Source organism: Arthrobacter sp. Leaf234 (genome assembly GCF_001422665.1).
Classification (GTDB): Bacteria; Actinomycetota; Actinomycetes; order Actinomycetales; family Micrococcaceae; genus Arthrobacter_D.
This window is the reverse complement of the sequence record NZ_LMLU01000006.1, coordinates 112,504-138,906: the sequence shown is the minus strand read 5'-3', so window position 1 is coordinate 138,906 and position 26,403 is coordinate 112,504. Positions and strand designations below refer to the sequence as shown.

Below are 26,403 nucleotides of genomic sequence, written 5' to 3'. Positions count from 1 at the left end.
GAAGTACCTCCGGACTGGACGGCGCGTACCGCCCTCCGTGGACATGACGAAGGGCCCGGACGGTGAGGTCCGGGCCCTTCGGTCGATCAGGACGAGATCAGCAGCCGATCAGTGGCTGGCGATGGACTCCCGGTCCTTCGCGCCGGCGATCTCGCTGTGGTGGTCGCCGTGCGACGTGGCGAGCTCCTTCGGGGTGACCGGCGCGACGCGGTCCTCGAAGAAGAAGCGCGACACCCGTCCGTGAACCTTGTCGACCAGACCGACCTTGCCGTTCTCATCGGGCGTCGGGACCATGACCTCGGGCGACTCGAAGGCGGTCAGCTTGTACCGCTTGTAGTCGTCGACCTGCTCGTGGACCTCGATGAACTCGCCGTGGGGGAGTCGGACGATACGACCGGTCTCGCGTCCGTGGAGCGCGATCTCGCGGTCCTTCCGCTGCAGCGCGAGGGAGATGCGCCGCGAGACCATGAAGGCGAGGATCGGGCCGAAGATCACGAGGAAGCGCAGCCAGTACAGCACGTCGTTCAGCGACACCAGGAAGTGCGTGGCGATGAGGTCCGAGCTGGCAGCGGCCCACATGACGCAGTAGAACGTGATGCCGGCAACGCCGATGGCCGTGCGGGTCGGGGCGTTGCGCGGCCGGTTCAGCAGGTGGTGCTCACGCTTGTCCTTCGTGACCCAGGCCTCGATCCAGGGCCACAGGAACATCGCCGTGAAGACGATGATCGCCGGGACAAGGGCCGGGATGAGCACGTTCAGCGAGAGCGCGTTGACGCCCCAGGGGAACGGGATCATGAACTCGAAGTCGAAGTTGTCACCGAGGGTGCCGGGCATGAGCCGCAGGGCGCCGTCGACCCAGCCGATGTACCAGTCCGGCTGTGTGCCGGCCGATACGGGGGAGGGGTCGTAGGGACCGTAGTTCCAGATCGGGTTGATCGTGAACGCCGCGGCGATCGCTGCGAGGACACCGAAGACGATGAAGAAGAATCCGCCGGCCTTCGCTGCGTAGACGGGACCCACGGGGTAGCCGACCACGTTGGTGTTCGTCCGTCCGGGGCCGGGGAACTGGGAGTGCTTGTGCAGCACCACCATGAACAGGTGGATGCCGATCATCAGCAGGATGACCGCGGGGATCAGCAGGATGTGCAGCACGTAGAGGCGGCCGATGATCATGGTGCCCGGGAACTCGCCGCCGAAGAGGAAGAAGCTCAGGTAGGTTCCGACCACCGGGATGGCCTTCATGACACCGTCGATGATCCGCAGGCCGTTTCCGGAGAGCAGGTCGTCGGGGAGCGAGTAACCGGTGAAGCCGGCGGCCAGGCTCAGGATGAGGAGGACGCAGCCGACGACCCAGTTGAACTCGCGGGGGCGACGGAACGCACCCGTGAAGAAGACGCGCAGCATGTGCACGGCGACCGACGCGACGAACAGCAGCGCAGCCCAGTGGTGGATCTGACGCATGAACAGTCCGCCGCGGATGTCGAAGGAGATGTCCAGCGACGATGCATAGGCGACGGACATCTCGACGCCACGCAGCGGCAGATAGCTGCCCTCGTAGTGCGTCTCCGCCATGGAGGGGTCGTAGAAGAAGGTGAGGAAGGTACCGGAGATCAGCAGGATGACGAAGGTGTAGAGCGCCACCTCACCGAACATGAACGTCCAGTGGTCGGGGAAGATCTTCCGGCCGAATTCCTTGACGATTCCCGAACCGCCGACCCGGGAGTCGACGTAGTCGGTGACCTTTCCGACACGCGTCTTCGGCGTGTAGGTATGTGTCGCGGTTGAGCTGCTCATGTCAGCCTCGCTCCCAGAAACTAGGTCCTACGGGTTCTTGGAAATCGCTCGATGCGACGAGATAGCCCTCGTCGTCGATCTCGATGGGTAGCTGTGGTAGCGGACGTGCTGCCGGTCCGAAGATCACCTTGCACTCTTGCTCGAGGTCGAAGGTGGATTGGTGGCAGGGGCACAGCAGGTGGTGCGTCTGCTGTTCGTACAGTGCTACCGGGCAGCCGACGTGCGTGCAGATCTTGGAATACGCAACAATTCCGTCGTAGCCCCAATTCTCCCGGCCTGGGGAGGGATTGAGTTCCTCGGGGTCGAGGCGCATGAGCAGGACGACTGCCTTGGCCTTCTCCTCGAGCTTGTTCTCGACCTCGTTGAGACCCTCGGGAATGACGTGGAACGCCGATCCGACGGTCACGTCCGAGGCACGGATGGGGGTGCCGCTGGGGTCGCGGGTGAGACGGACGCCGGTGTCCCACATGGTCTGCTTCAGCGAATTGCCGGGCAGGGGACCGAGGTCCCGGAAGATGGCGATCGCCGGCAGGGGAGCGAGGATCGCTGCACCGAGCAGGGTGTTGCGGATGAGGGGACGGCGCTTGATGCCGGACTCCTCGAGGATGTCATTGACGATCTTCTCGGCGTCCTGGCGGTCCTGCTCGGGGCGGACCTCGTGGCGACTCTCCGTGACCTCGTGGTCCGGCATCAGCGTCTTGGCCCAGTGCACGATTCCTACGCCGATGCCGAGCATGGCGAAGGCTGTGCCGAGGCCCAGCATGAGATTCTGCAGGCGGAGGCGTTCGATGGTCTGGTCGAGCGGGATGAAGAAGTATCCGACGAAGAAGAGCAGGGTCCCGACGACGGAGATCGCGAACAGCAGCGCCACCTGGCGCTCGGCACGCTTCTCCGCCTTAGGGTCGCGGTCGGCCAGGCGCGGCCGGTGCGGGGGCAGGCCCGGGTTCTGGAACTCGTCGAGCTCCCCGCCCGGTGCGGCTACGGTGACCGACGTGCCGGGAGCGCCGTGACTAGAGTCGGCCATAATCCCTCTCATCCTTCTTTGGCTGGTGCATGCGCACTGTCTGTGATTCGTTGGCGGTGTTCAGTCGGATGGTCACGAGGACCTTGACGTGAGCCACACCGTGAAGGCGATGATGACGCCGAGACCGGCGACCCAGATGAACAGGCCCTCGGACACCGGTCCGAGCGAACCGAGGTCCGCTCCGCCGGGGGAGCCCTGCTCCTCGATGGTCTTGAGGAAGGCGATGATGTCCTGCTTGTCATCCGGGGAGATGTTCGCGTCGCTGAAAACCGGCATGTTCTGGGGGCCGGTGACCATGGCCTCGTAGATGTGCTTCTCGCTGGTGCCGTCGATCGACGGGGCGAACTTCCCCCGGGTCAGGGCGCCACCGGCCGCGGCGGCGTTGTGGCACATGGCGCAGTTCACGCGGAACAGCTCGCCGCCGTTGGAGGAATCACCCTCCGAGGCGCTCAGGATCTCTTCACCCGGGATGGCCGGGCCGGCACCGAGCGAGGCGACGTAGGCGGCCATCTGACGGATCTGCTCGTCGGTGAACTGGACCGGCTTCGCCTGCGCCTGGGGTCCGTCCATCTGCATGGGCATGCGGCCCGTGCCGACCTGGAAGTCCACGGAGGCGGCGCCGACACCGACGAGGGAGGGAGCGGCGTCCGAGCCCGTGGCGCCCATGCCATGGCAGGAGGCGCAGTTGGCGGAGAACAGCTTGCTGCCCTCTTCGACGTCGTTCGCCGTGAACGTGGTGGTCTGCGCCTGAGCCTCGTTGGCGGTGCTGGCTGCGGCGTAGATCCCGCCGGTGACGAGGAGCGCCATCAGGAGCAGGGCGAACGCTGCTAGTGGGTGACGCCGCCTCTGGGAAAGTGCCTTCACGGAGTGTTTCCTACCTGTCGTGGTGCCAGAGCTGCTGGTGTTCTTCATTGAATTCTACCTCTAGTAGAAGAGTCTAGCGGAGGGAATCACTGAAGGAAGTAGATGATGATGAAGAGGCCGATCCAGACGACGTCGACGAAGTGCCAATAGTAGGACGTGACGATCGCGGAGGTCGCTTCGAAGTGTCCGAACTGCCGCGCGATGAAGGCGCGGCCGATGATGAACAGGAACGCGATCAGTCCGCCGATCACATGGATGCCATGGAAGCCCGTGGTGATGTAGAAGGCCGAGCCGAAGGCGTTGGAGGAGAGTGCGACGCCCTCCGCGACGAGTTCGGCGTACTCGTAGGCCTGCACCGACACGAAGATCGCGCCCATCACGAAGGTGAGGAGGAACCACTCGACCATGCCCCAGCGGGCCAGCTGGAAGACCCCGCCGGTGCGGCGGGGCTGGAGCCGCTCGGCGGCGAACACACCGAACTGGCAGCTGAAGGAGCTCGACACCAGGATGATGGTGTTCACGAGGGCGAACGGGACGTTCAGCTTCTCGGTCTCCATCGCCCAGAGCTCGCTCGAGGTGGAGCGGAGGGTGAAGTACATGGCAAAGAGGCCGGCGAAGAACATCAGCTCGCTGGACAGCCACACCACGGTTCCGACGGAGACCATGTTGGGGCGGTTCAGGGCGGGATGCGGAGCGGCGCTGGGGGCTTGGGTCGCAGATGTCACAGACTCATTATGTCCCCAAGATCGGCATGATCACCAACGCGAAACGGGGCCCACAGGGCCGCCACCGCGCCGAAGTGGGCGCCGACGCCCGTGTTTACGCGGAAGTTCCCCGTGATGACTTTCTACAATTCGTAGATAATCTGTGGGAGTGAGCCTGACAACCAGCCCTGACGCGGCGTACCCCACCTGGCCCTCGATCTTCTCCTCCCTCCTCGGGCGGAAGGATCTGAGCACCGGACAGAGCCGCTGGGCGATGGACGCGATCATGTCCGGCGAGGCGAGCAACGTCCAGATCGCAGGCTTCCTCGTGGCCCTGCGCGCCAAGGGGGAGTCGGTCGACGAGCTCGTCGGCCTGGTGCAGGCGATGCTGGGCCGGGCCCACCGGATCGAGGTGGCCGGGCCCACCCTCGACATCGTCGGCACGGGCGGCGACGGACTGAACACCCTGAACATCTCGACCATGTCCTCCCTCGTGGCCGTAGGTGCCGGCGCGAGGGTTGTCAAGCACGGGAATCGCGGTGCCTCCTCCGCCTCGGGGGCCGCCGACGTCATCGAAGAGCTCGGTGTACGCATGGACCTCGCGCCCGCGGAGGTGGCCCTGACGGCCGAGCGGGCGGGCATCACCTTCTGCTTCGCGCAGGTCTTCCATCCCTCCATGAAACACGTGGCGGTCCCGCGACGTGAGCTCGGCATCCCCACCACGTTCAACTTCCTCGGGCCGCTCAGCAACCCTGCCGGGGTCAGCGCCCAGGCGCTCGGCTGCGCTGATGCGCGGATGGCGCCGCTGATGGCAGGGGTGCTCGCGGCTCGTGGCATCCGCGCCCTCGTCTTCCGGGGCGATGACGGCCGCGACAAGATGACGACGAGCGGCTCCTCCACGGTGTGGGAGGTACGGGACGGCAGGGTCGAGGCCCAGGTGGTCCACCCCGGCGACGTCGGGCTCGAGGTGGTACCCGTCGACGCCCTCCGCGGGACCGACGCGACCGGGAACGCCGCCGTCGTGCGATCTGTCCTGGCAGGCCACCCCGGTCCGGTGCGCGACGCCGTCGTGCTCAACGCCGCCGCAGGGCTGGTCGCCCTCGACGAGGCGGCGGAGGGCTCACTCGTCGAGCGCCTCCGGGCCGCCATGGTCCGCGCCCGTGCCTCCATCGATTCGGGCGCCGCCGAGAACGCCCTCACCCGCTGGATCGACGTCAGCCGGGCCCTCTGACCCGACGGCCGCCGCGGGCTCTGCGGTCGGTCCTCCCGGAAGCGTGGCCGTCAGCTGTCGAACCCGAGGGAGAACGCGGCGTCGAGGTCGTGCTGGGAGTAGGAACGGAAGGCGATCTGCGTCGTCGTCGAGCGGATGCCCTCGATCTTGGACAGTCTGTCCGCGATGACGTCGGCCAGGTCCTCGTGGCGACTGACGCGGGCGATCGCGATGAGGTCCCACTCGCCGGTGACGGAGTAGACCTCGCTGATGCCCTCGATCTCGGAGATGGCCTGCGCGCTCTCGGGGATGCGTGAGGCATCGGTCTGGATGAGGACGAATGCGGTGATCATGGAGTGCCTTTCGGGGGGAAGGGATCTGCTCCTACGCTACCGGCAGGCGACGGCGGCGGAGGGCGCGCACGACGGCGCGGGGGAGGACCAGGAAGGTCCCGAGCACCAGCAGCGTCACGATCTGGAAACTGAGCGCCACCCCTTCACCCGACGCCGCGCGCAGGAGGAGCCCGCCCACCACGGTCGCCAGCCAGAGCACGACGGCGGTGGGCCACGGCGTCGACGGCGAGCGCCGGGCGCGCAGTGCCAGGTTCACCACGGCATAGGCGGCGAGGAAGGGCCACGCCGTGTCGAGCACGCCGAGGAAGGTCACCCCGTGCTCGTGGGTCCTGCGACCGGACACCGCGAAGGCGAGGATCAGGACGACGTCGACTCCGGTCCAGACGAGAGCCGGGCTGACCGGGGAGGTGCGGGGCGGGCCGGAGCGATCCTGTGTCGGGCTGGTCGTGGGGCTGGTCGTGGGGCGGCTCGGCATGGGGCCACCCTACTGCTTGTCGACCCCGGTCTCCTGGACTAGGTTCGAGCCACGCACCACACGAAGCCGTGCACGGCTGCACGGCCAGACGAAGGGTACCCCCATGGGATCGATCACTCCGTGCCTCTGGTTCGACGGCCAGGCCGAGGAGGCTGCCGCGCTGTACACCTCCGTGGTGCGGAACTCGCGCATCCTCGATGTCTCCCGCACGGGCCCCGCCGAGAGCGACCCGGCCCTCACGGTGTCCTTCGAGCTCGACGGGCAACCCTTCGTCGGGCTGAACGGCGGTCCCCAGTACTCCTTCACCGAAGCCGTCTCCTTCCAGATCTCCTGCAACGACCAGGAGGAGGTCGACAGGTACTGGGCGGCGCTGACCGAGGGCGGCGAGGAGAGCCGGTGCGGATGGCTGAAGGACCGCTACGGCCTGTCCTGGCAGATCATCCCTGCCGTCTTCCCGTCCCTCATCGGCGGAGCCGACCCCGACGGCGCCCAGCGCGCGGTCGCCGCGATGCTGACGATGCAGAAACTCGACATCGCCGCCCTGGAGACGGCCTACCGCGGTACCTGAACGGGTCACCCGACCTGGGCCCCGACGCCCTGCAGCCGCATCGGGCAGGTCCCGATCCGGGGCCCGGCCGGCCTCACGCGAGGTACGCCGAGTCCTGAGCCGGGGCCGGGGCCGCTCGCGCGGCCCTCACGCCAGACGGACGTTCCCGAGCTGGTCGACGCGCCAGCCGGGGTTGTGGGCGATCTCCCAGATGATGCCATTGGGATCGGCAACGAGGCCATGGTGGATCCCGCCGAATTCGCCGTCCTGGGGGTCCTTCAGGACGGTTCCGCCGGCGTCGGCGAGGCGTCCGACGGTCACCGCGATCTCCTCCCGTGAGCCGACGTTGTGGGAGAGGCTCATCCCGTGCGCACCCGCGGGAGCGCCCGACGCACTGCCGCCGACATCGCGGCGGAAGGACTCCGCGTCGAACAGCCCGAGGAGGACGCCGGGGGCCACCTGGAAGAAGATGATCTCGCCGGGGACGTCCATGAGGGGTGTCCAGCCGAGGCCTGCGGTGTAGAACTGCCGTGCCGCGTCGAGGTCGGGCGTTGCCAGCGTGACGAAGTGCACCTGTTGATCCATGACCTGAGTATCGCGGACGGAGCGGTGGTGGCGGCTTCCCGACCCTGCGGAACTGCCCTGTCCGCATTCCTCCCTCCGGGAGGCGCCGTCGTCGTACTCTGGGTGGCAGCCGCTGAAGGATCCCGCTGCCCCGAGGGGAGCGCAGCACGGACATCCGGTACCGACGAGGAGAAGCCATGACGACACTCGAGCACCGTCCCTCCACAGCACTGTTGGTGGTCGACGTACAGAACGGGGTCGTCGCGTCCGCCCATGACCGGGACGCGGTGGTCGCGAACATCGGGGCGCTCGTCCGGCGCGCGCGTGCCGAGGCGGTCCCGGTGGTCTGGGTGCAGCACTCCGACGAGGAGCTCGAGCGCGACTCGGACGCGTGGCAGGTCGTGCCCGAGCTGCGTCCCCTCGACGGCGAGCGCCTGGTGCACAAGGCGCACGGCGATGCGTTCGAGGGTACGGACCTCGAGGACGTCCTGGCGGCGGCAGGGGTGGGGCGGCTCGTGGTCTCGGGCGCACAGTCGGACGCCTGCATCCGCTCGACCATCCACGGGGCCTTCGTCCGCGGGTACGACGTGACCCTCGTGGGTGACGCCCACACGACGGAGGACCTCAGCGCGTGGGGCGCGCCGACGCCGGACAGGGTCATCGCGCACACCAACCTGTACTGGCGGAACCAGACCGCGCCCGGCAGGAAGGCCGCAGTGGCGACGACCCGGGAGGTGGCCTTCTCGGAGTGAGCCGGTGAGCCGTCGATGGACGCCGTGGACGCCGGTGAGCCGTTGATGGACGCCGTGGACGCCGTGGACGCGTCGGCCGACCGGGCGAGCGGGCGAGCGACGGCGATCGAGGGCGTGGGCGTGGGCGTGGGCAGTGTGCGCATCCTTCCGGCGCGCGATGACGCCTCGCCATCTTGCCGGTGACGGCGATTCCGGCGGCTCACCCGGGGAATGACGACAGGCGTCGGGGAAGGACCCCCGTCAGGGCAGGCGGCCCGGTCGCAGCACCGAGGCGACGTGCGCCCTGCCGGGGTCGAGCAGGACCGGGCTGATCAGGACGGCGCGCCCGCGCTGCAGCGTCCCGCTGGTCAGCGGGCGGCAGCGGACCCCGCCCCGGCCGCGCATGGCCTTATGCGCACCCGGCGCCAGCACGCGGTCCATCCAAGCGCACGGGTGCGCGTGGCGTCCGCCGTGGAACGCCACGGTTCCCGCCGGCGTCTCGAGGGCGAAGTCCTGGCCGATGAGCGGCGTCAGCTCGGCACCGCGCAGGATGATGTTGCGGCGGGGGAGGAGGGCGTCGAAGGGCTCTGCACCGAGGTCCGCGGCGATGGCGTCGAGTGATTCCACGGCCATCAGTGTCACCGCCGCGTCCATGTGGGCGGCCTTCCCGAAGAAGCGGTCACCGACGATCCCCTTGCCCGCGACCACGTCGACGCCGGGGGCATCCTGTGTCGGGACGTCCGCCGCCCCGTCCTTCGCGCGCCCGAAGTACGCGTGCGCGGGCGAGACCAGGAGGTGGAGGATCTCGACGTCGTACCTGAACTCGGCCATGCACCCACGCTACCCGCACGGCCGGACCCGCTGCGGGTCAGGGGACGGGCTCGCGCTCGCCGTGCACCAGCCAGTGGCCCACCGAGCGCGCCTTGTACACGGCCGGATTGTGGGAGGCGATGGTGCGCGCGTTGCGCCAGTGCCGGTCGAGCGCCCTGCCGGCCTCCGTCGCGGAGGCTCCGCCGATCTCGAAGAGGTCTGTCGCCGCCCTCAGCGACTGCTCGACCGCGACCAGCTGGGCCTGGTTCACCGCGACCTCGGCGGCGTCCACTGCAGCCCGTGCAGCGGTGTCGGGACCTGTGGCGGAACGATCCGCCGCCCTGCCGGTCGCCGGTCGGGTACCCGGACCGTCCCCGGCGAGCCAAACATCGGCCGGGTCCGCCAGGAGGAGTCCGGCGGCGGCGTCGAGAGCGTCGGCGGCCGCGAGCACCACGGCCTCGGCCGCGAAGGCACGCCCCGCCACCTCTCCGACCACCTGGAGCACCTGCGGGTCCTCCCGGGGGAGCGCCGTCGTCGCCGTGATGTAGGAGCGCGTGCGCGGGAGCACGAAGTCCGCACCGTCACGGGCCGCCGCGCGGGCGACACCCGCGAGCGCTGCGACGAGGACGAGCTGGAAGAAGCCGTGTACATGGCTCGGGGCATCCGGAGAGTAGGTGCGGACATGCGCCGGGTCCACCCTGACGTCGGTGAAATGGGTGGTCCCGCTGCCGGTCAGCCGCTGCCCGAAGCCGTCCCAGTCGTCGACGCGCTCCACGCCGGCGGCGGTGCCGCGGACCGCGTAGCCCACACGCTCGCCGTCGCGCACAGCGCTGCCCGCGATCCAGTCCGCGTAGAGGCTCCCGGTGCTGTAGTACTTCGACCCGGTGAGGGTGAGGGCGCTGTCCCGCCCGTCCGTCTCGGTGAGGGCGGTCCGGATGTCGCGCAGCGAGGTTCCCGTCAGCTCGCTCGACGCGTTCTCGATCATCGCTCCTGCCGCGATGTCGAAGAGCCAGCGGTCGCGATGTGCCGACGGCGGCTGCAGCAGGAGCCCCTCGACATACGCGAAGTGGCCGCGCCACAGCTGCGTGAGGTTGGAGTCGGCGGTTGCCAGCTCGGTGAGCAGCGAGAACAGCTGCCGGAGCGTGGCACCGGAGCCGCCGTACTCGACCGGCACCCGCAGGGCCCCGAAGCCGGCCTCCTTGAGGGCCGCCACCTCCCTGAAGGGCAGCCGGCGCTGCTGCTCGCGGTCCACGGCGCCCTCGGCGATGCCGGCGAACAGCGGACGGAACCGGTCCAGGAGGGCGGCGGTCGATGATGGATCCGCCGTGCCGGGCCCGCGGCCGACCGCACCGACCGCACCGACCGCATCGACCGCCCTGTCGGCGTGGGGCGTTCCGGAGGTCCGCCCGGCCGGCCCGGCGGTGGTCGCTTCGGCCCGGACAGGTGTCCCTTCGGCCCGGGCGGTCGACGGTTCCCGATCCGCGGCCACGCTCATCGCCTGCCTCCGGCGAAAGCCGGCGTAGCGGCGGACGACGGCGTGGCGCCGGACGCGTCGGCCCCTGCGGGCGCTCCGGCGACGGCTGGCGCAGCAGCGCTCCGGTCAGCGGGGGACGAGGCGGCGACCGACGAGCCGGCAACCGACAGGAGGGCTAGGTGCCCGTCGTCGGACGCCTCCTCCCGGGCGAGGGGGCGCGCGTCGTCGCCGAGGTGCGCACCGTTGCGGTAGCGGGCTCCCGGATGTTCTGGGAACAGGCGCCTGTTGCCGGGCCCGAAGAGGCGCTCGCGCAGCGTGGACTCCTCGTAGGAGCGCCGGTAGAGCCCCCGTTTCTGCAGCTCCGGAACGACGAACTCGACGAAGTCCTCGGCGGTCCCGGGCGTGAGGAACTGCCGGAGGTTGAAGCCGTCGAGATCCGTGGCCTCCACCCATCGCTCGATCTCGTCCGCGACCTCGACCGGCGTGCCGATGGCCACGAAGGGGCCGCGGTCGAACCTCGTGATGCGCTCGAGGGCTTCGCCGACGGTCGTGCCCGCCGGATGCCGTCGGTTGCTGGGCAGCCGGTCACGACCGGGGCGGTCCTCGCGCGCGAGGATGTCGTCGATCACCTCGTGGGCACGGTACGCGGCGAGATCGATCCCGCCACCGCCGGCATGGGCGAGGTAGCCCTCCGCGCTGGACAGCCGGCGGAACTCCTCGGCCTTGCGCTGGGCCTCCTTGTGGGTCCGCCCGACGATCACCACGGCACCGGCGAAGGCCTTGATGTGGTGCGCTGCCCTGCCGTTCGTGACGGCGAGCCGGCGGACGTCCGCGACGTTGTCGCGGTACGCGGCGGCGTCACGCCCTCCGACGAAGACCCCTTCCGCATGCCTCGCCGCGAAGGCCTTGCCGGCCGTCGAACTGCCGGCCTGGAAGAGCACCGGCGTGCGCTGCAGCGACGGAGCACTGAGGTGGGGACCCGCGACCGAGAAGTGGGGGCCGCGGTGGTCGATGTACCGCACCTTCGACGGATCGGTGTACACGCGGCGCTCGCGGTCCTCGATCACCGCATCGTCGTCCCACGACCCCTCCCACAGCTTGTAGAGGACATCCAGGTACTCGTCGGCGATCGCGTACCGCTGATCGTGTTCCACCTCGTCGGGCAGGCCGAAGTTGCGGGCGGCGTTCGGCAGGTAGGAGGTCACGATGTTCCAGCCGAAACGGCCCTTGGTCAGGTGATCGAGGGTCGACGCCCTCCTGGCGAAGGCGAACGGCGGCTCGTAGGTCGTCGAGAACGTCGCAGCGAACCCGAGGTGCTCGGTCACCGCCGCCATGGCGGGGATGATCAGGAGCGGATCGTTGCTCGGGATCTGCACTGCTTCCCGAAGTGCCGTCTCCGGCCCGGCCCGATAGCCGTCGTAGGTGCCGATGACGTCGGCGAGGAAGACGCTGTCGAAGAGACCGGCCTCGAGCAGCTTCGCCGTCTCCACCCAGAAGTCGAGGTCGTTGAAGCGGTGGCGGTTGTTGTCAGGGTGGACCCAGAGACCGTGGGAGATGTGTCCCACGCAGTTCATCTCGAAGAGATTGAAGGAGATCTGGCGTGTCATGAGCGGACGGTGTCCTTCCGGAGGGCGGGAAGCGCGGGGATGGCATGGATGAGGTGCTGCGTGTACGCGTGGCGCGGGTACTCGAAGATGTGGTCGACCGGGCCGTGCTCCAGCACCACGCCATCGCGGAGGACCAGGACGTCGCGGCTCACGTGCTGGATCACGCCGAGGTCGTGCGAGATGAAGAGGTAGCTGAGACCGAACCGTTCCTGGAGATCCGCCAGGAGGTCGAGGATGCGCGCCTGCACGGTGACGTCGAGGGCGGACACCGGCTCGTCGCAGATGATCACCTCCGGCTCGGCGGCGAGCGCGCGGGCGATCGCGACGCGCTGGCGCTGGCCGCCCGAGAGGTCGAGCGGACGGGACCGTGCGCGGTCCGCCGGCAGGTCCACGAGCTCGAGGAGGTCGAGGACGCGGGCGGCCCGGGCCCTGCGCGGAACCCCTGCCGCGGCGACGGCCTGACCGATGACCTGCCGCACGGTCCTGCGCGGGTCGAAGGACTGCAGGGGATCCTGGTAGATCATCTGCACGGAGCGCCGAGCAGCGGTGTCGCGAGCCGCGCGGTGCTCGTCCCAGGTGCGTCCGTGGACCAGCACGGAGCCCGCGTCGGGCTGCTCGACCCCGAGGACGATCCGGGCGACGGTACTCTTTCCCGAACCGGACTCGCCGACGATCCCGAGGGTCGTCCCCCTTTCGAGGGTGAAGGAGACGTCCTGCACCGCGGTGCGCGCGGTGCGCGTGGTGCGGGACGGTCCGGGATAGTCCTTCCGGAGCCCGGCGACCGTCAGGATCGGGGCGTCGCCGGCCGGGGACCGGCGGGCGGACCCGCGGAGGTCACGCACCGCCGGGGCGGGCGCGTCCGACGGTGGCCGGTCCGGTGTCCCCGCGGCGGCGGCGGACGAAGGCGCGGTGAGGCGGCGACCCCGGGACGCGCGGGACGGTACGGCCGCCAGCAGTCCCTGCGTGTAGGGGTGGCGGGGATCCCGCAGGACGGCCTCGGCCGAACCCTCCTCGACGATCTCCCCGTCCCGCATGACCGCCACGCGATCGGCGAGGTCGGCGACGACGGCGAGGTCATGGCTCACCACGAGCATGCCGGTCCGTGATCCCTTGAGGCCGCCGAGGAGCCGGAGGACCTGCGCCGCGATCGTCGCGTCCAGCGCCGTCGTCGGTTCGTCCGCGATGAGGAGGGCCGGGTCCGCTGCGACGGCGGAGGCGATGAGCGCCCGCTGCCGCAGACCACCGGACAGCTCGTGCGGGTACTGGTCCGCGCGCAGCTCGGGATCCGGCACGCCCACGGAGGCCAGGAGCTCCGCGACGCGACGCCGTCGTCCTGGCCGGTCCAGCTCGGAGTGGAGCCGCAGGACCTCACCGACCTCGGCGCCGATGGTCCGGAGCGGATCGAGGGAGGACAGTGCGTCCTGCAGGACGAACCCGGCGCGGCGCCCGCGGACGCGGGACCACTGCCGTTCGGACCACTGCCCGGCATTCACCCCGCCGAACCGCTGGACGTCGGACCGGACCACTGCGGACGGACCGGTCAGGCCCACGAGGGTGCGGGCGGTGACCGATTTCCCGGATCCCGATTCACCCACGAGGGCCAGGCACTCACCGGGCCGGACGGACAGGCTGACGCCGCGCACCACCTCGCGGCGCCGGGCGCCGTGCCCGAAGGCGACGGTCAGGTTGTGGAGCTCGACGAGGGGGGACACGGGGGACACGGGGGACACGGGGGACACGGGGAGCGAGGTCATGGGAGTCTTCCTTCGGACCGCCGGCGCAGCTCGCGCCCGACGACGGTGATGGACAGGACGGTGGCGACGAGGAAGGCCGCGGGGAGCGTGATCAGCCACGGCGCGTTGGAGATGAAGTTGCGCCCGGCCGAGAGCATGGCACCCCATTCGGGCGCGGGGGGAGGGGTGCCGAGCCCGAGGAAGCTGAGGGAGGCACCTGCTCCGATGGCGGACCCGACGCCGATCGTCGCCAGCACCAGGACCGGCTTGAGGACGTTCGGCAGGATGTGCGCGAGCAGGATGCGCCAGCCGGGCAGCCCCAGGGTACGCGCCGCCTCGACGTACCCGGAGCGGCGGACCAGGTGGGTCTGCGCACGGGTGATCCTCGCGTAGTAGGCGATGCTGCCGGCGCCGATCGCCAGGATGGCGTTCCCCGTCCCGCCGCCGATGATGCCGATCACCACGAGCGCCAGGAGGATCTCCGGGATGGCGAGGGTCACGTCGAGCACCCGCATGACCGATGCCTCGACGAGCCGCCCGTTCAGGCCGGCCAGCAGGCCGATCGCGGTGCCGCCGACCACCCCGATCGCGGTCGCGCCGAGACCGATCGAGAGCGATGTCGCTGTGCCGTGGATGATCCGCGTGTAGGCGTCGGCGCCGGAGTCGTCCGTGCCGAACCACGCCTGCGGGCCGGGTGCCTCGAAACTCCTCGCCGGCTCGACGGCGTAGGGATCGCCGGGAGCGAGCAGTCCGGGAACGAGGACCGCCGCGGCGAGCCACAGGAGGAACGCGGAGGCCAGGACGAGCCCCGGGCGGAGACCGGGCCGTCGTCGTGCCGCTCGTACGTGCGGCCTCGGCTCCGCGGGCGTGGGGAGCGTACCGGTCGGGGCGGCCTGCACCGCGACCGGCGCGAGCGTGCGGTCGGTGATGCTCATGCGGTCACCACTTTCGGGTCGATGAGGGTGTACAGAAGGTCGATCACGAGGTTCACCACGACGTAGACCGCGGCAGCGAGGAGCACGATCCCGATGATGACGGGGAGGTCCTTGTTGTACACGGACGCCAGGGTGAGGGAACCGAGCCCTTGCCGGCTGAACAGCGTCTCCACGACCACGGAACCGCCGAGCAGTGCCGCGACCACGAAGCCGGACATCGTCAGCACGGGGATGATGGCGTGCCGCAGGGCGTGGCGGAAGCGGACGGCGAGATCCCGCAGGCCCCGGGACCGTGCCGTGAGGATGAAGGGCTGCTCCAGGACGTCCTCGAGTTCGTTGCGGAGGACCTGCGACAGTGTGCCGAAGACGGCCAGGGCCAGGGTGAGGGCAGGCAGGACGAGCGCGGCCGGCCCCTGGTTGCCGCCGATGGGGAACCAGTGGAGCGTGAAGGAGAAGACGATCAGGAGGGCGAACCCGATGATGAACGTGGGGGTTGCAGCGAGGACCACCTCGATCCCGGAGACGATCCCGCGGATCCACGGGGCGCGCTGCGCCGAGAGGATCGCCACCGCGAACGTGAGGGGCAGCGCGAGGGCGACGGCGGCGGCGGACAGGGCCGCCGTCGCCCCGATCTGCTGTCCGATGGCCTCGGACACGGGGATGCGCAGCCGATAGGACTGTCCGAGGTCACCCTGCAGCAGGTTGCCCAGGTAGCTGCCGTACTGCACGACGAACGGCTGGTCGAGCAGATAGTCGGCGCGGACCTGGGCGAGGGCCTCCGGGGTAGGTCGGGCGTCCGGCCCACCGAGGATCAGCAGGGCGATGTCCCCCGGTACCAGATGGATCGCGAGGAAGGTGAGGGAGGCCGCGCCCCACAGGACGCCGACCCCGATCAGCAGGCGGGTGACGACGCGGCGGAGGACGGCCACCTACTCCGCCTTCCAGGCGTAGGTGAGGACGGGCACGGGATGCGAGGTGTCCACGGCGACGCCCTGCACCGTCCTCGAGTAGGCGAACTGGCTCGGATTCTCGTAGAGCGGCACCCCGGGAACGATCTCCAGCAGGCGGTGCTGGGCCTTCGCGTAGGCCTCCGCCGCTTCCGGCCCGTCATCGGACTCCCGCGCGGTGGCCAGCAGCGCGTCCAGGGCGGGGTCATCCACCGAGGAGGAGTTCTGGCCGATCCGTTCACCCGTGATCTCCGAGGAGTGGTACCGGATGAAGAGGACATCGGTGGTGTTGGTGTGCCACACGCCGGCCAGGGCGTCGTAATCGCCGGCGTAGCGGAGTTCCGTGAGCTGGGCCTGGGGTACCTGGATGATCCGGAGATCGAACCCCACCTTCCGCGCCTCACCCTGCAGCTGCACGAGCAGGGGACTGGGCGTCGAGCTCTCGACGGTCGGCACCTCGACGGTGAGCCGCGCGCCGTCCCTGGTGCGGAAGCCATCTGCGTCCCGCCCCGTCCAGCCGGCCTCGTCGAGGAGAGCGTCCGCTCGTGTCCGATCGTAGGTCAGCACGCCCTCGACGGTCGGATCGTAGTACTTGCTCTCCTTCGAGAGGAAACTGTCGATCGGTGTGTAGGTGCCGAACCCGAGACTCTCGGTCACCGCTTCGGTGTCGACGGCAGCGGCGAAGGCCTGGCGGACGGCGAGATCGTCGAACGGAGCGCGCGCCAGGTTGAAGCCGAGCACGTAGGGACTGCCCGTCCTCGGCAGGTTCTCGTACACGAAGTTCGGGTCCGCCTGCACCGCTGCCGCGTTCTGGGGTGCCAGGTTCTCGGTGAGGTCGTACTGTCCCGAGACCAGGGACTGGTGCCGGATCACCGGTTCCGCGACGAGGGTGACCTCGACGCCGTCGAGGTGGGCCGCGCCCTCACCCTCGAGCCACGCGGGCGCCCAGTCGTAGTCCTCCCGCTTCGCGTAGCTGATGCTCTGCCCGGGCCGGTAGTCCTCCACGGTGAACGGGCCGGTGCCGATGGGATTCTGGCAGAGGGTCTCCGGGGACTCGGTAATGGCCTTGCCCGAGTTCATGCCGAGCCAGGACTGCGCGAGTGTGTAGAGGAACGGCGTGTAGGGGTGGGCGAGGTGTGCTTCGAAGGTGTACTCGTCCACGACGGTCCCGTCCACGTACGGGGCGATGTAGGCGGCGGCGAGGGGCGACTTGGTGGCCGGGTCCCGCATGTGCTCCAGGTTCTGTCCGAAGACCTCCGCGTTCCAGGGTGACCCGTCGCTGAACGTGACACCTTCGCGCAGGCGGAAGGTGTACGTCCTGCCGTCCTCGGAGATCTCCCAGGACTCGGCGAGGTACGGCGCGATCTCCCCGTCCTCGTCCAGGGTCACGACGTTGTCGTAGATGAGACGCCCGAGGAACTGCTGCTGCGTGGCCGAGATACCGTGCCCGTCGAGGCAGCCGGGCTCTGCGGAGATGGAGACGTCGAGGATGCCACCGGACACCGGCTCGGTGCCCGCCGGCGCAGTGGATCCCGTGGGTCCGGCGCATCCGGCGAGGACGACGATCAGGGTGACGGCGCCGAGGGCCGTCCGTGACAGCGGCGTGCGGAAGGGTAGGGCGGAGGTGAATGCACCGGATGAATTCCGGGCAGGATGGATCGACATTTCAGGCATGGTGAATTCCCTCGGGAAAAAGGACGCATTCGAGCGAAGGGCGTCCGGAGAAAGGTGGAAGCAGTCCCTCGTCAGCAGCGCAGGGCGCGACGTCGGGACAGGGAGAGAAATGCTAGGGGAGTGCTGAACAGCTCACGGCGAAGCCCTTTCGGAGTGCTCTTGCCCGCACCGGTCCGGCGCATGCGCCGGGGTGGAGGCCGCTTCGTCATCCGAACCACCCAGGAACATGGGGTTGGTGCGCGGTCCAGTCGGAGCTTTCCGACCGCGTCTCTTGAAGCTGTCCCAACTATAAGCAGAGTGCTGATGGCTTGGGGAAATAAAAGAAGTAATGTGACGCGAAGATTCGATCATCTATCGAAAGTGCAGGGAATTCGGCGAAGGCGCCTTCGAGGTGTCCAGAAGGACACGCCGCAATTCCCTGCACTCCGGAAAGGCGCGCACGTGAGAATCCCCGGCGGTGCCGCTCATCGTCACCGACAGCGCGTCGCGGATCCCGCGCAGGCCTAGGAGATCTGCAGACCGCCATTGATGTCGTAGGTGGCCGCGGTGATGTAGCCGGCGTCGGGTCCCACCAGGAAGCAGATCAGCGCGGCGATGTCATCGACGGTGCCCACACGTCCCATCAGGATGTCCCTGGACATGTCCTGCTTGCGATCATCGGTGAGGGTTCCGCCCATGATGTCCGTATCGACAGGGCCGGGTGCCACGGCGTTGACGGTGATGCCATGTTCCCCCATCTCGCGCGCAAGGGCACGGGTGAAGCCGATGATGCCCGCCTTCGACGCACTGTAGGCCACCTTCGAGTACGTGCCGCCGCCGCGCTGAGCGGAGATGGAGGAGATGCTGACCACCCGGCCGAGCTTGCGTTCGATCATCCCGCGCAGGGCGCGCTGCGTGACGAGGAAGGCGCCGGTCATGTTGACGGCGAAGACCCTGTCCCAGGCCGCCCTGGTCTCCTGCATGAACCCCGTGGGAGAGCTGATGCCGGCCAGGTTGATGACGGCGACGATCGGCGGCACCGTCGCCTCGACCATGGTGATCGCGGCGTCGACCGAGGCCTCGTCGGACACGTCGGCGGCGACGCCGACCGTACGAACACCGTGCCGCTCCGCGATGGCTGCTGCGGCTTCCTCGGCTGCGGCGCCGTCGATGTCGAGGATGGCGACGGACCACCCGTCGCGGGCCAGCCGGTCGGCCGTGGCACGGCCGATGCCGCGGGCCGAGGCCGCGCCGGTCAGGACTGCGGTGCGTTCTGTCGGGAAGGTCACGTGGTCTCCTGGTGTCGTTGCTGCTGGTGGATGAAGTGCTCGTAGTCGTCGTAGGTCTGGTTGATGTGCGCCTGCATCGCCTTGCGCGCGACCTCCGGGTTGCGGGTACGGATCGCCGCGAGGACCACCTGGTGATGTTCGATGGCGTGTTCCTGTACCTGGGGGAAGGACGAGGTCGCGCGTCGCATCGCGTAGAGCAGCTGACTGAGCGGTCCGAGGATCACCGGGAGGAACGGGTTCGCCGAGGCCCGGAAGATCGCGTCGTGGAAGGCGAGGTCCGACGCGGTCACGGCATCGAGGTCGCCGGCGTGGTGAGCGGCCCGCAAGGCGAGGTTCGCCTCCTCCATACGTTCGAGGTCCTCGTCCGTGGAATGGAGTGCCGCCAGCTCCGCTGCACCGGTCTCTACCATCCTGCGGATCTCCAGCAGGCGCAGCGCCACGTCGGGGGAGTCGGCCGTGGTGGACGCATATCTGAGGATGGCCTGCAGATCGGTCCACTGGGCCGCCGGATTCACGTACGTTCCGAGGCCCCGCCTGATCTGCACGATGTTCTGCGCCTGCAGTCGCTTGAGCGCTTCCCGCACCGTCAGACGGCTCACGTCGCTCGACGCTGCGAGGTCGTTCTCGGGTGGGAGGGCCGAGCCGGGTGCGTAGGTGCCGTCGATGACCCGTTCGAGCAGGTCGTCGAACACCGACTCAGCGAGGGATTTGCGCGCCATCCGTGTCCTCCTCGGTCGTGCGATGTCGGGGAGCGAGCACCTTGATGACGGCTGAGTCGTCGGCAGTGCCCAGACCCTGCACCTGGCCGAGGAGGAACAGCTGTTCGGCCGCGGCGGCCACAGGGGCGGCGAGTCCCGCCGCCCGGGCAGCATCCCCGACGATGCCCAGGTCCTTGACGAAGATATCCAGGCGGCTCAGCACCTGGACGTCGTCGTCGTACCCCTCCACCATGCGCGGCCCACGGTTGGACAGCATGAACGACGATGCTGCCCCCGCCTCCAGCGCGGCAAGCGTCTGCCGGCGGTCGAGCCCCAGAGCATCCGCGAGGGCGAGTGCCTCGGCCGCCGCCGCGATGTGCACGCCACAGAGGAGTTGGTTGACGGTCTTCAAGGCCTGACCGTCCCCTGCCTTCGTCCCGACCACGGTCAGGGTCGAGGCGAGCCGTTCCAGGACGGGGCGTGCGGTGTCGAGGGCGCGCGGTTCGGCGCCCACGACGATCAGCAGATCGCCCTCGCCGGCTCGCACGGGGCCACCGGACAGGGGTGCGTCGACCAGGGCCACGCCCTGCTCGGCGAGACGCGTGGTCCAGGCGGCGACGGCGTCCAGGCCCACGGTGCTGGTCATCACGACGACGGCACCCGGTGCAAGTGCGGCGGCGATGCCGTGCTCGCCGAAGAGGACGCTCTCCACCTGGGCTGCATCGCGGACCGCGAGGAGCACGATCCCGGCGTCGGCCACCGCGTCGGCGGCCGACGCCGCGCACCTGACGCCGGTCTGCTCGGCCTTCTCCCGGGAAGCCGGCAGCGGGTCGTAGCCGATGATCCTGAAGGCACCGGCCAGCCGGGTTGCCACCGGCAGGCCCATGGCGCCGAGGCCCAGGACGGCGACCTGCGGGGGGCCGGCCTCAGGCGTCACGGGTGTCACCCGCCGATGCTGTGCGGTCCGTCGCGGGAGAGCGGAGGATGTCCACGACGTCGGCGAGGGAATCATCCGTTCCCACGTTGCCGGCGAAGACCACGAACGGGACGGAGCGGGCGGGGCCGTCGGCCGGTTGCCAGAGGGAGACGATGCCCGGGAGCATGGGTCCGCGCACCATCGCATGCCGGATGGAGAGGCCGTGAGCGGCGACGTCGGAGGAGGTGATGCCACCCTTGGCGACGACGAAGCGGACCGAGGTTGCGCCAAGGGTGGAGCGGACGACGTCGACCACGGAGCGGGAGATGGTGCGGGCCACCTCGAGGCTCTGCTCCGGATCGTCCGTCCGGATCAGGCGGCGGCTCGTGTGCAGGATCACCTCGCCCAGGGGGAGCCCGTCGACGACGGCCTGCACGGCGTCGGCCACCGCGGTCTGCCGACGATCGGGGTCGAGGACGGCCTCGACGTCGAGTTCGACCAGCCCTGCCTCGGGTCGACGGGCCACCAGGGCGTCCAGCTGCCGGGTGGTCAGTCCCACGTGGGAGCCCACCACGATCAGTCCGCCCGAGGTGGGAGCGTCCAGGTCGGCGAAGACGTCCTCGGCCGTGAGCGGCGCGCGTTCGCTCTGGCCGATCCGGGCACGGACGAAGGGCGGACCCACCCGGTAGAGCAGCTTCTTGCCGCGGCCTTCCGATTCCTCGAGCCCCAGGGCGAGGGCTCGGAGGTCGTCCTCGGTGACGGCGTCCACCACGATCGGCACGGCGTCGGTCACGCGGTCCAGTGCGTCGGCTATGGCCTGGGCTCCCGAGCGGATGATCGAGAGGTCGAGCCGGACGACGGCGCCGGCCGTTCCACCATTCTTCTCCGCCACGTAGTCACCCAGGTCCGAGGACGTGAACCCGAACGTGGCGTCCGTGGCGAACTCGGTGTGCCCGACCGGGACGACCGTACCCTCGTCTCCCCGGAGGTAGTGGGTGCCGCCGATGGTGATCCGGCCGGCGTCGGGGAAGGCCGGGACGATGACGACGCCGTCGGTCCTGATGCCTGCGAGGGAGCGAAGGGTCTCGCCGATGACGTCGGTCTCCAGCGGGAAGTGGCCCCGGAGGGTTGAATCCCCTCTGCTGACGAACCCGACGGTGACGCCGGCATCGCGAGCGGCCCGGAGCGAGTTCGCAACGATCTCCCGGTTGCGCGATGCAGCGGCCTGCCGGTCGAGGCTGCGCGTGTTGGTCAGGACATAGACCGCCGGTGCAGGCATTCCATCGATCCGCTGGGCGAAGGCCCACGCGAAGTCGACCGGCTCCCAGGAGGTGAGGACCGGCAGATCGGCGACCGATTGGGTGCCGGTCGGGTCGTCGTCGAGGACTACGAGGATCCGCCCGGATTCCTGGACCGCGGCGGCGATCGTCGCCGGGTCCACGGGCCGGACCGCCGGATAGGGGCCGAGCAACTCTTCCTCGAGTATCACTGATCCGCACCTTCACTCCTGGTCATCGCCCCAGGACCCTTGTCAGATGTCATATGTCCAGTGCTAGTGTGACAGGCAGCACATTCCCCGTCAAAGTACCGGCCAGGTCCGTGCTACCCCTGGGTTGGCAACGAGGCCCCCTCAGTGATCGAGGAGCAGTACGTGGACATTCAACTTCTTCTGGCGCTCGTCCTGGGCATCGCCACCATCATCGTGCTGGTGCTGAGGACCCGGCTCGATGCCTTCGTCGCCCTCCTGATCGCCGCGCTCGTGACCGGTATCGTCGCCGGGCAGGCACCGCTGGACATCGTCACGTCGATCACGACGGGCTTCGGCAACACCCTGGCGTCGATCGGCATCGTGATCGGCCGGGGCGTCGGCATCGGCAAGATCCTCGAGGTATCGGGTGCTGCCAATTCGCTGGCGATGGCGTTCCTCAAACTCTTCGGCAAGGGACGAGAGCCCTGGGCGCTCGGGAGTGTGGGCGCACTGGTGTCCATCCCGGTGTTCTGCGACTCCGGCTACGTGATCATGAATCCGCTGGCCCGTTCGATCGCCCGGGTCAAGCGCGCCGGCTACATCACCCTTGCGCTGGCCCTCGGGTGCGGCATGACGCTGACCCATCACCTGGTACCACCAACCCCTGGCCCGCTGGCGGTCGCCGGAATCCTCGGTGCGGATCTCGGTGCGCTGATCCTCGCGGGTCTCGTGTTCACCATCCTGCTGCTGCCGATCGTCATCGTCTACGCCAAGTGGATCGGTCCGAAGATCGAGCCGTCCATGAACGAGAGCGTGCGCGAGGTCGTCTACGGCACGGCGCAGGCGCAGTCAGTGCACCGAGGAGGGACCGCTGTTGCGGATCGTGGGAGCCGAGCCGGAATAGGCGCCGATGGGGATGCCCCGTCGATGGACGTCGACAACACCACCCTCGGCACCCCTCCGGAGGGCGCCGCACCGCACCGGGTCGGTGCCTTCGTCGCATCGCTGCCGCTGCTGGTCCCGTTGCTCCTGATCATCCTCAACACGGTCAGCGGCGCGATCGACCAGAACAACCAGGGCGTCGTCGGTACGGGGGAGTACGTGCCGTCGTCATGGGCCGTTCCGCTGGCTTTCGTCGGCAACCCCGTCGTGGCTCTGGTGATCGGTGTCATCCTGGCCGTCTACATCCTGCTGCCGCGCTGGACCCCGAGGTCGAAGGTGCAGGGCTGGTTCGCCGAGGCTGCGGCGTCCGCCGGCCTGATCCTCCTCATCACCGGTGCCGGTGGGGCGCTCGGTCAGGTGCTGCGGAGCTCAGGTGTGGGGGACGCCCTGGCGGAGGCCATCGCCGGCACCGCCCTGCCGGCGTTCCTCGTACCGTTCCTCATCGCCACACTGGTGCGCCTTGCCCAGGGCTCCGGGACGGTCGCGATGATCACCGCAGCATCGGTGACCGCGCCGCTGGTCGGTTCACTCGGCATCGACCCGATCGTGGCGGCGATGGCCTGCACCGCCGGATCGATGGTGTTCAGCTACTTCAACGACTCCTACTTCTGGGTCGTGACCCGCTTCGCCGGGCTCGACGGCGTCGCGGCCCTCAAGGGATGGTCGGGCATCACGACGGCGGTGTGGGCCGGTTCCATTCCGCTCCTGTTCATCGCCAACGCGGTTCTGGGCTGATCCGCGAGGCCCGCCGTCGCTCAGGCCGCCGCCCCGCCGCCGCTCGCCGAGCGCGGCGCGACCTCCGGGTCGAGGCGCGGGGTGCGGGCGGGAACCGTCCTCCGCGTCGGGTTCACCGCCTCGAAGGCGGCTCCGATGCGCAGCAGTTCGGTGTCGTCGTAGGCGGAGCCGGCGAAGGTGAGGCCCACGGGCATCTGCAGGTCCGCCATGATGCCCAGGGGGACGGTGACGGTGGGCAGCCCCAGATGGCGGGGGACGAGGTTCCCGTTGGAGACCCACACGCCGTTCCGCCAGGCGATGTCCGCCGACGCGGGGTTCCTGTCGCTGTCCGCCGGTCCGACGTCGGCTGCCGCGGGGAAGACGACGGCGTCCAGTCCGAGGCGGTCCATCCACTGGTCCAGATCGACGTGCCTCGTCTGGTCGAGACCGCGCAGCCCCTCCGCGAGGTGGGGGATGCTCGTCATGCTGACGGCATCGTTGCGGCGGATGTGCTCGGGATACGCCGCGATGTCGTCATCGAAGCCGCTGTAGCGGTCCAGTGCGCCGTCGGGCGCGGGGAAGATCAGGGTTCCGTCGACGTCGGCCAGTGACGAGAGCCGTGGGTCGTCGTTGGCCTGCAGGAAATCGTGCCAGGCCCATGCCGACAGGTCGAGGATCTCGCGGCGCAGGTAGTCCGGGCTGACGAGCCCTCTGGTCGCGATCGTCGGAGCTCCGGGCCGGTCGCCCTCGTAGTTGGAGACGACGGGGAAATCGACCTCGACGACCTCGGCGCCTGCCTGCTCGAGGATCCGCCGCGCCCGCTTCCACAGCTCGATGATCGAATCGCGGGTCGTGATGCGCTGACCCGTGGGTCCTCCGATACCGGGGTCGGGACCGGTACCGGCGTCGGGATCGGCGTTGATGTACATGCGGGGGACACCGAACCGTCTGCCGGCGAGGACGTGCCGTGCCGCGTCGGGAGCCCCGGGATGAAGGTCTGTGTAGCAGTGGGGACGGAGTTCGGATGTGGGCGGGATGGGGATCCAGGGCTGCACGCGCCAGAAGTCACCCCGGGTCTCGTCGTCGTCGGCGACGATCACCTCGAGGACGTCGAGCATGTCGGCCATGGTGCGGGTGTGGGGGACGACGACGTCCATGGTCGGCACGAGCGGCCAGTTCCCGCGGACGGAGATGAGGCCGCGGGATGGCGTGTAGGCGCACAGGCCGTTGTTGGAGGCGGGGGCGCGCCCTGACGACCAGGTCTCCTCGGCGAGGCCGAAGGCGGCGAAGCTCGCGGCGGTGGCAGTCCCGGATCCGTTGGACGATCCGGAGGCGAACGCAGCGGTGAGGTAGTCGGCGTTGTAGGGGCTTTCGGCGCGACCGTAGACGCCGCGCTGCATGCCGCCGTTGGCCATGGGCGGCATGTTGGTGAGTCCGATCAGCACGGCTCCGCCGGCGCGGAGCCGTGCGATGGTGAAGGCGTCCTGCTGCGCCACGAGGTCCTCGAAGGCGGGAGATCCGGCGGCGACGGTGAGCCCCTGCACCTTGTAGCTGTCCTTGGCGGTGTAGGGGATGCCGTCGAGCGGGCCGAGGGTCCCGGTACGTGCCCTGCGTCGATCTGACGCACGAGCTTCGTCGAGGGCCGTGGGGTTCATGACGACGACGGAATTCAGCCGGATGCCGCTTCGGTCGTAGGCCTCGATCCGGCGGAGGTAGGCCGTGACGATTTCCTCACTCGTCGTCCTTCCGGTGGTGAGTGCGTCCCTGAGCTCGGCGATGCTCGCTTCCACGACGTCGAACATCAGGTCACCGTGCCCGGGTGGGGAGCGGGCTGCTGTTGGGTGATGCAGTGGATGCCGCCGCCGAAGGCGAAGATGTCGCGGGCATCGACCAGTTCCACGGAGCGGTCGGGGTAGGCCTCCTGGAGGATCCGTCGTGCTGCTGCATCGTTGGGGTCGTCGAAGGCGCAGAGGACGACGACGCCGTTGGCGACATAGTGGTTGATGTAGGACCAGTCGACGAAGGCGTCCTCCTCCTCGATGACGGTAGGAGCGGGAACGTCGACGATCGTCAGGGGAGATCCGTCGGCGTCGACAGCCGCTTCGAGGACGGAGCGCAGGAATCGGGTGACGGGGTGGTCGGGGTGGTCGGGGTCGTCCTGGCGGTGCAGCAGGAGTGTGCCGGTCGGCGTGAAGCTCGCGACGATGTCGACATGCCCCCGCGTGCCGAACTCCTCGTAGTCGCGGCTGAGGCCCCGTGGGAGCCAGATCGCATGACGTGTTCCGAGCCGGGCATGGACCTCGGCTTCCACGCTCGCCCTGGTGGCGTCGGGGTTCCGTCCGGGGTCGAGCTGCACCGTCTCGGTGAGCAGGACGGCACCGTGTCCGTCGATGTGGAAACCACCTCCTTCGTTGACCAGGACGCTGCTCTTCGCTCCCACGCCGGCGAGCTCGGTGACCTGCCGTCCGACCTGTTCGTCCTTGCCCCACTCCGCCCAGGACTGCGCTCCCCAGCCGTTGAAGATCCAGTCGATACCGTGGACCGATCCGTCGTGCCCGTGGACGAAGGTGGGTCCGGAGTCCCGGAGCCAGGCGTCGTCGAGCGGGACGGGGTGCACGGCGATGGCGTGCCCGAGCATGGTCCGTGCGGTGTCGACGTCTGCGGGGTCGGCCAGGACGGCGACGGGTTCGTAGCGGGCGATGGTGCGGGCGACGCGGGCCCACGCAGCGCGGGCGCGGCCCAGGGTCTCTGATCCGGGCCGCCCGAAGGTGTCGTTGGAGGGCGGGAAGGCCATCCAGGTGCGTTCGTGCGGTGCCCACTCCGGGGGCATCGTCGTCGTGCGCGCGTCCGCCCGACTCGGCCCTGCGTCCGTCACCGAGGCGGGGACGGCGGTTCCTGAGCTGTTCATGATTCCTTGCTTCCGTGGTGTGAGTCGGTGGTCGTCGCCGTCG

Annotated in this window: 25 protein-coding genes and 1 riboswitch; of the genes, 5 read left to right on the top strand and 20 right to left on the bottom strand. The window is 69.3% G+C overall.

The features are described from left to right. Positions 1-108 precede the first annotated feature (108 nt). The 4 genes from ASF21_RS11500 to ASF21_RS11485 form a co-directional block, all read right to left on the bottom strand. Positions 109-1,794 carry a cytochrome b gene (locus ASF21_RS11500; protein WP_055771163.1) on the bottom strand — a complete coding sequence of 562 codons (1,686 nt, stop codon included), beginning with the start codon at positions 1,792-1,794 and terminating at the stop codon, positions 109-111. A 1-nt stretch (position 1,795) separates the two neighbouring features. After that, a complete protein-coding gene (locus ASF21_RS11495) occupies positions 1,796-2,818 on the bottom strand; it encodes a ubiquinol-cytochrome c reductase iron-sulfur subunit (protein WP_055771161.1) in 1,023 nt (340 codons plus the stop codon). 72 nt (positions 2,819-2,890) lie between these two features. After that, positions 2,891-3,682, bottom strand: a complete 792-nt coding sequence (locus ASF21_RS11490; RefSeq protein ID WP_055771158.1) for a c-type cytochrome — start codon at positions 3,680-3,682, stop codon at positions 2,891-2,893. Between the two features lie 86 nt (positions 3,683-3,768). Next, positions 3,769-4,407, bottom strand: a complete 639-nt coding sequence (locus ASF21_RS11485) for a heme-copper oxidase subunit III (RefSeq protein WP_082471506.1) — start codon at positions 4,405-4,407, stop codon at positions 3,769-3,771. Positions 4,408-4,555: 148 nt separating this feature from the next. Between ASF21_RS11485 and trpD the strand changes: the two genes are divergently transcribed. Further along, positions 4,556-5,617 (top strand): anthranilate phosphoribosyltransferase, encoded by a 1,062-nt coding sequence (trpD, locus tag ASF21_RS11480; protein WP_157365886.1) that lies wholly within the window; start codon positions 4,556-4,558, stop codon positions 5,615-5,617. Positions 5,618-5,667: 50 nt separating this feature from the next. Here trpD and ASF21_RS11475 read toward each other — a convergent pair whose 3' ends face one another. Beyond that, the gene (locus ASF21_RS11475) at positions 5,668-5,949 is read right to left on the bottom strand and encodes an Lrp/AsnC family transcriptional regulator (RefSeq protein WP_055771154.1); all 282 of its coding nucleotides are present in this window, start codon (positions 5,947-5,949) and stop codon (positions 5,668-5,670) included. Positions 5,950-5,980: 31 nt separating this feature from the next. Continuing rightward, the gene (locus ASF21_RS11470) at positions 5,981-6,424 is read right to left on the bottom strand and encodes a DUF3054 domain-containing protein (protein WP_082471505.1); all 444 of its coding nucleotides are present in this window, start codon (positions 6,422-6,424) and stop codon (positions 5,981-5,983) included. 103 nt (positions 6,425-6,527) lie between these two features. On the opposite strand from ASF21_RS11470, the gene ASF21_RS11465 reads away from it, so the two are divergent. Then, positions 6,528-6,992 carry a VOC family protein gene (locus tag ASF21_RS11465; protein ID WP_055771151.1) on the top strand — a complete coding sequence of 155 codons (465 nt, stop codon included), beginning with the start codon at positions 6,528-6,530 and terminating at the stop codon, positions 6,990-6,992. Between the two features lie 126 nt (positions 6,993-7,118). Here the strand turns inward: ASF21_RS11465 and ASF21_RS11460 are convergent, their stop codons facing one another. Then, the gene (locus ASF21_RS11460; RefSeq protein ID WP_055771147.1) at positions 7,119-7,556 is read right to left on the bottom strand and encodes a VOC family protein; all 438 of its coding nucleotides are present in this window, start codon (positions 7,554-7,556) and stop codon (positions 7,119-7,121) included. 176 nt (positions 7,557-7,732) lie between these two features. On the opposite strand from ASF21_RS11460, the gene ASF21_RS11455 reads away from it, so the two are divergent. Next, positions 7,733-8,287: an isochorismatase family protein gene (locus tag ASF21_RS11455; RefSeq protein WP_055771144.1), complete on the top strand. Its 555-nt coding sequence runs from the start codon at positions 7,733-7,735 to the stop codon at positions 8,285-8,287. 15 nt (positions 8,288-8,302) lie between these two features. Further along, positions 8,303-8,470, top strand: coding sequence for a hypothetical protein (locus ASF21_RS16915; protein ID WP_157365885.1), 168 nt, complete (start codon positions 8,303-8,305; stop codon positions 8,468-8,470). 57 nt (positions 8,471-8,527) lie between these two features. Here the strand turns inward: ASF21_RS16915 and ASF21_RS11450 are convergent, their stop codons facing one another. The 11 genes from ASF21_RS11450 to ASF21_RS11400 all read right to left on the bottom strand — a co-directional run bounded on the left by ASF21_RS11450 (position 8,528) and on the right by ASF21_RS11400 (position 21,817). Beyond that, on the bottom strand, positions 8,528-9,097 hold the full coding sequence (locus tag ASF21_RS11450) for an MOSC domain-containing protein (RefSeq protein WP_055771141.1): 570 nt from the start codon (positions 9,095-9,097) through the stop codon (positions 8,528-8,530). A 37-nt stretch (positions 9,098-9,134) separates the two neighbouring features. Then, on the bottom strand, positions 9,135-10,571 hold the full coding sequence (locus ASF21_RS11445) for an acyl-CoA dehydrogenase family protein (RefSeq protein ID WP_157365884.1): 1,437 nt from the start codon (positions 10,569-10,571) through the stop codon (positions 9,135-9,137). Then, a complete protein-coding gene (locus ASF21_RS11440; RefSeq protein ID WP_082471504.1) occupies positions 10,568-12,157 on the bottom strand; it encodes an LLM class flavin-dependent oxidoreductase in 1,590 nt (529 codons plus the stop codon). Before ASF21_RS11440 ends, ASF21_RS11445 begins: the two co-directional genes overlap by 4 nt. Next, entirely contained in the window at positions 12,154-13,911 is a 1,758-nt protein-coding gene (locus ASF21_RS11435; RefSeq protein WP_055771138.1) for a dipeptide ABC transporter ATP-binding protein, read from the bottom strand. Before ASF21_RS11435 ends, ASF21_RS11440 begins: the two co-directional genes overlap by 4 nt. Beyond that, complete coding sequence (locus ASF21_RS11430; RefSeq protein WP_055771135.1) at positions 13,908-14,825, bottom strand: ABC transporter permease; 918 nt, start codon at positions 14,823-14,825, stop codon at positions 13,908-13,910. The genes ASF21_RS11435 and ASF21_RS11430 overlap by 4 nt, the downstream gene beginning before the upstream one ends. Continuing rightward, positions 14,822-15,754 (bottom strand): ABC transporter permease, encoded by a 933-nt coding sequence (locus ASF21_RS11425; RefSeq protein WP_055771132.1) that lies wholly within the window; start codon positions 15,752-15,754, stop codon positions 14,822-14,824. The genes ASF21_RS11430 and ASF21_RS11425 overlap by 4 nt, the downstream gene beginning before the upstream one ends. Beyond that, positions 15,755-17,446 carry an ABC transporter substrate-binding protein gene (locus tag ASF21_RS11420; RefSeq protein WP_200914823.1) on the bottom strand — a complete coding sequence of 564 codons (1,692 nt, stop codon included), beginning with the start codon at positions 17,444-17,446 and terminating at the stop codon, positions 15,755-15,757. Positions 17,447-17,596: 150 nt separating this feature from the next. Then, positions 17,597-17,723: riboswitch (SAM riboswitch) on the bottom strand. Between the two features lie 226 nt (positions 17,724-17,949). After that, positions 17,950-18,714: an SDR family NAD(P)-dependent oxidoreductase gene (locus ASF21_RS11415; protein ID WP_055771127.1), complete on the bottom strand. Its 765-nt coding sequence runs from the start codon at positions 18,712-18,714 to the stop codon at positions 17,950-17,952. Beyond that, the gene (locus ASF21_RS11410; RefSeq protein ID WP_055771124.1) at positions 18,711-19,433 is read right to left on the bottom strand and encodes a FadR/GntR family transcriptional regulator; all 723 of its coding nucleotides are present in this window, start codon (positions 19,431-19,433) and stop codon (positions 18,711-18,713) included. Before ASF21_RS11410 ends, ASF21_RS11415 begins: the two co-directional genes overlap by 4 nt. Next, complete coding sequence (locus ASF21_RS11405) at positions 19,411-20,349, bottom strand: NAD(P)-dependent oxidoreductase (protein WP_268753692.1); 939 nt, start codon at positions 20,347-20,349, stop codon at positions 19,411-19,413. Before ASF21_RS11405 ends, ASF21_RS11410 begins: the two co-directional genes overlap by 23 nt. Beyond that, positions 20,339-21,817 (bottom strand): four-carbon acid sugar kinase family protein, encoded by a 1,479-nt coding sequence (locus tag ASF21_RS11400; RefSeq protein WP_055771121.1) that lies wholly within the window; start codon positions 21,815-21,817, stop codon positions 20,339-20,341. Before ASF21_RS11400 ends, ASF21_RS11405 begins: the two co-directional genes overlap by 11 nt. Positions 21,818-21,979: 162 nt before the next feature. On the opposite strand from ASF21_RS11400, the gene ASF21_RS11395 reads away from it, so the two are divergent. Then, positions 21,980-23,473: a GntP family permease gene (locus tag ASF21_RS11395; RefSeq protein WP_055771568.1), complete on the top strand. Its 1,494-nt coding sequence runs from the start codon at positions 21,980-21,982 to the stop codon at positions 23,471-23,473. Between the two features lie 20 nt (positions 23,474-23,493). Here the strand turns inward: ASF21_RS11395 and ASF21_RS11390 are convergent, their stop codons facing one another. Both ASF21_RS11390 and ASF21_RS11385 read right to left on the bottom strand, forming a co-directional pair. Continuing rightward, positions 23,494-25,254, bottom strand: a complete 1,761-nt coding sequence (locus ASF21_RS11390; RefSeq protein WP_200914822.1) for an amidase — start codon at positions 25,252-25,254, stop codon at positions 23,494-23,496. Then, a complete protein-coding gene (locus ASF21_RS11385; RefSeq protein ID WP_414826630.1) occupies positions 25,254-26,360 on the bottom strand; it encodes an agmatine deiminase family protein in 1,107 nt (368 codons plus the stop codon). The genes ASF21_RS11390 and ASF21_RS11385 overlap by 1 nt, the downstream gene beginning before the upstream one ends. Positions 26,361-26,403 lie beyond the last annotated feature (43 nt).

Excerpts from the sequence above, each read along its gene's own strand:
- ASF21_RS11500 (WP_055771163.1), bottom strand. The coding sequence starts at position 1,794 with ATGAGCAGCTCAACCGCGACACATACCTACACGCCGAAGACGCGTGTC.
- ASF21_RS11495 (WP_055771161.1), bottom strand. The coding sequence starts at position 2,818 with ATGGCCGACTCTAGTCACGGCGCTCCCGGCACGTCGGTCACCGTAGCC.
- ASF21_RS11475 (WP_055771154.1), bottom strand. The coding sequence starts at position 5,949 with ATGATCACCGCATTCGTCCTCATCCAGACCGATGCCTCACGCATCCCC.
- ASF21_RS11470 (WP_082471505.1), bottom strand. The coding sequence starts at position 6,424 with ATGCCGAGCCGCCCCACGACCAGCCCCACGACCAGCCCGACACAGGAT.
- ASF21_RS11465 (WP_055771151.1), top strand. The coding sequence starts at position 6,528 with ATGGGATCGATCACTCCGTGCCTCTGGTTCGACGGCCAGGCCGAGGAG.
- ASF21_RS11460 (WP_055771147.1), bottom strand. The coding sequence starts at position 7,556 with ATGGATCAACAGGTGCACTTCGTCACGCTGGCAACGCCCGACCTCGAC.
- ASF21_RS11455 (WP_055771144.1), top strand. The coding sequence starts at position 7,733 with ATGACGACACTCGAGCACCGTCCCTCCACAGCACTGTTGGTGGTCGAC.
- ASF21_RS16915 (WP_157365885.1), top strand. The coding sequence starts at position 8,303 with ATGGACGCCGTGGACGCCGGTGAGCCGTTGATGGACGCCGTGGACGCC.
- ASF21_RS11450 (WP_055771141.1), bottom strand. The coding sequence starts at position 9,097 with ATGGCCGAGTTCAGGTACGACGTCGAGATCCTCCACCTCCTGGTCTCG.
- ASF21_RS11445 (WP_157365884.1), bottom strand. The coding sequence starts at position 10,571 with ATGAGCGTGGCCGCGGATCGGGAACCGTCGACCGCCCGGGCCGAAGGG.
- ASF21_RS11440 (WP_082471504.1), bottom strand. The coding sequence starts at position 12,157 with ATGACACGCCAGATCTCCTTCAATCTCTTCGAGATGAACTGCGTGGGA.
- ASF21_RS11435 (WP_055771138.1), bottom strand. The coding sequence starts at position 13,911 with ATGACCTCGCTCCCCGTGTCCCCCGTGTCCCCCGTGTCCCCCGTGTCC.
- ASF21_RS11430 (WP_055771135.1), bottom strand. The coding sequence starts at position 14,825 with ATGAGCATCACCGACCGCACGCTCGCGCCGGTCGCGGTGCAGGCCGCC.
- ASF21_RS11420 (WP_200914823.1), bottom strand. The coding sequence starts at position 17,446 with ATGCCTGAAATGTCGATCCATCCTGCCCGGAATTCATCCGGTGCATTC.
- ASF21_RS11410 (WP_055771124.1), bottom strand. The coding sequence starts at position 19,433 with ATGGCGCGCAAATCCCTCGCTGAGTCGGTGTTCGACGACCTGCTCGAA.
- ASF21_RS11390 (WP_200914822.1), bottom strand. The coding sequence starts at position 25,254 with ATGTTCGACGTCGTGGAAGCGAGCATCGCCGAGCTCAGGGACGCACTC.
- ASF21_RS11385 (WP_414826630.1), bottom strand. The coding sequence starts at position 26,360 with ATGAACAGCTCAGGAACCGCCGTCCCCGCCTCGGTGACGGACGCAGGG.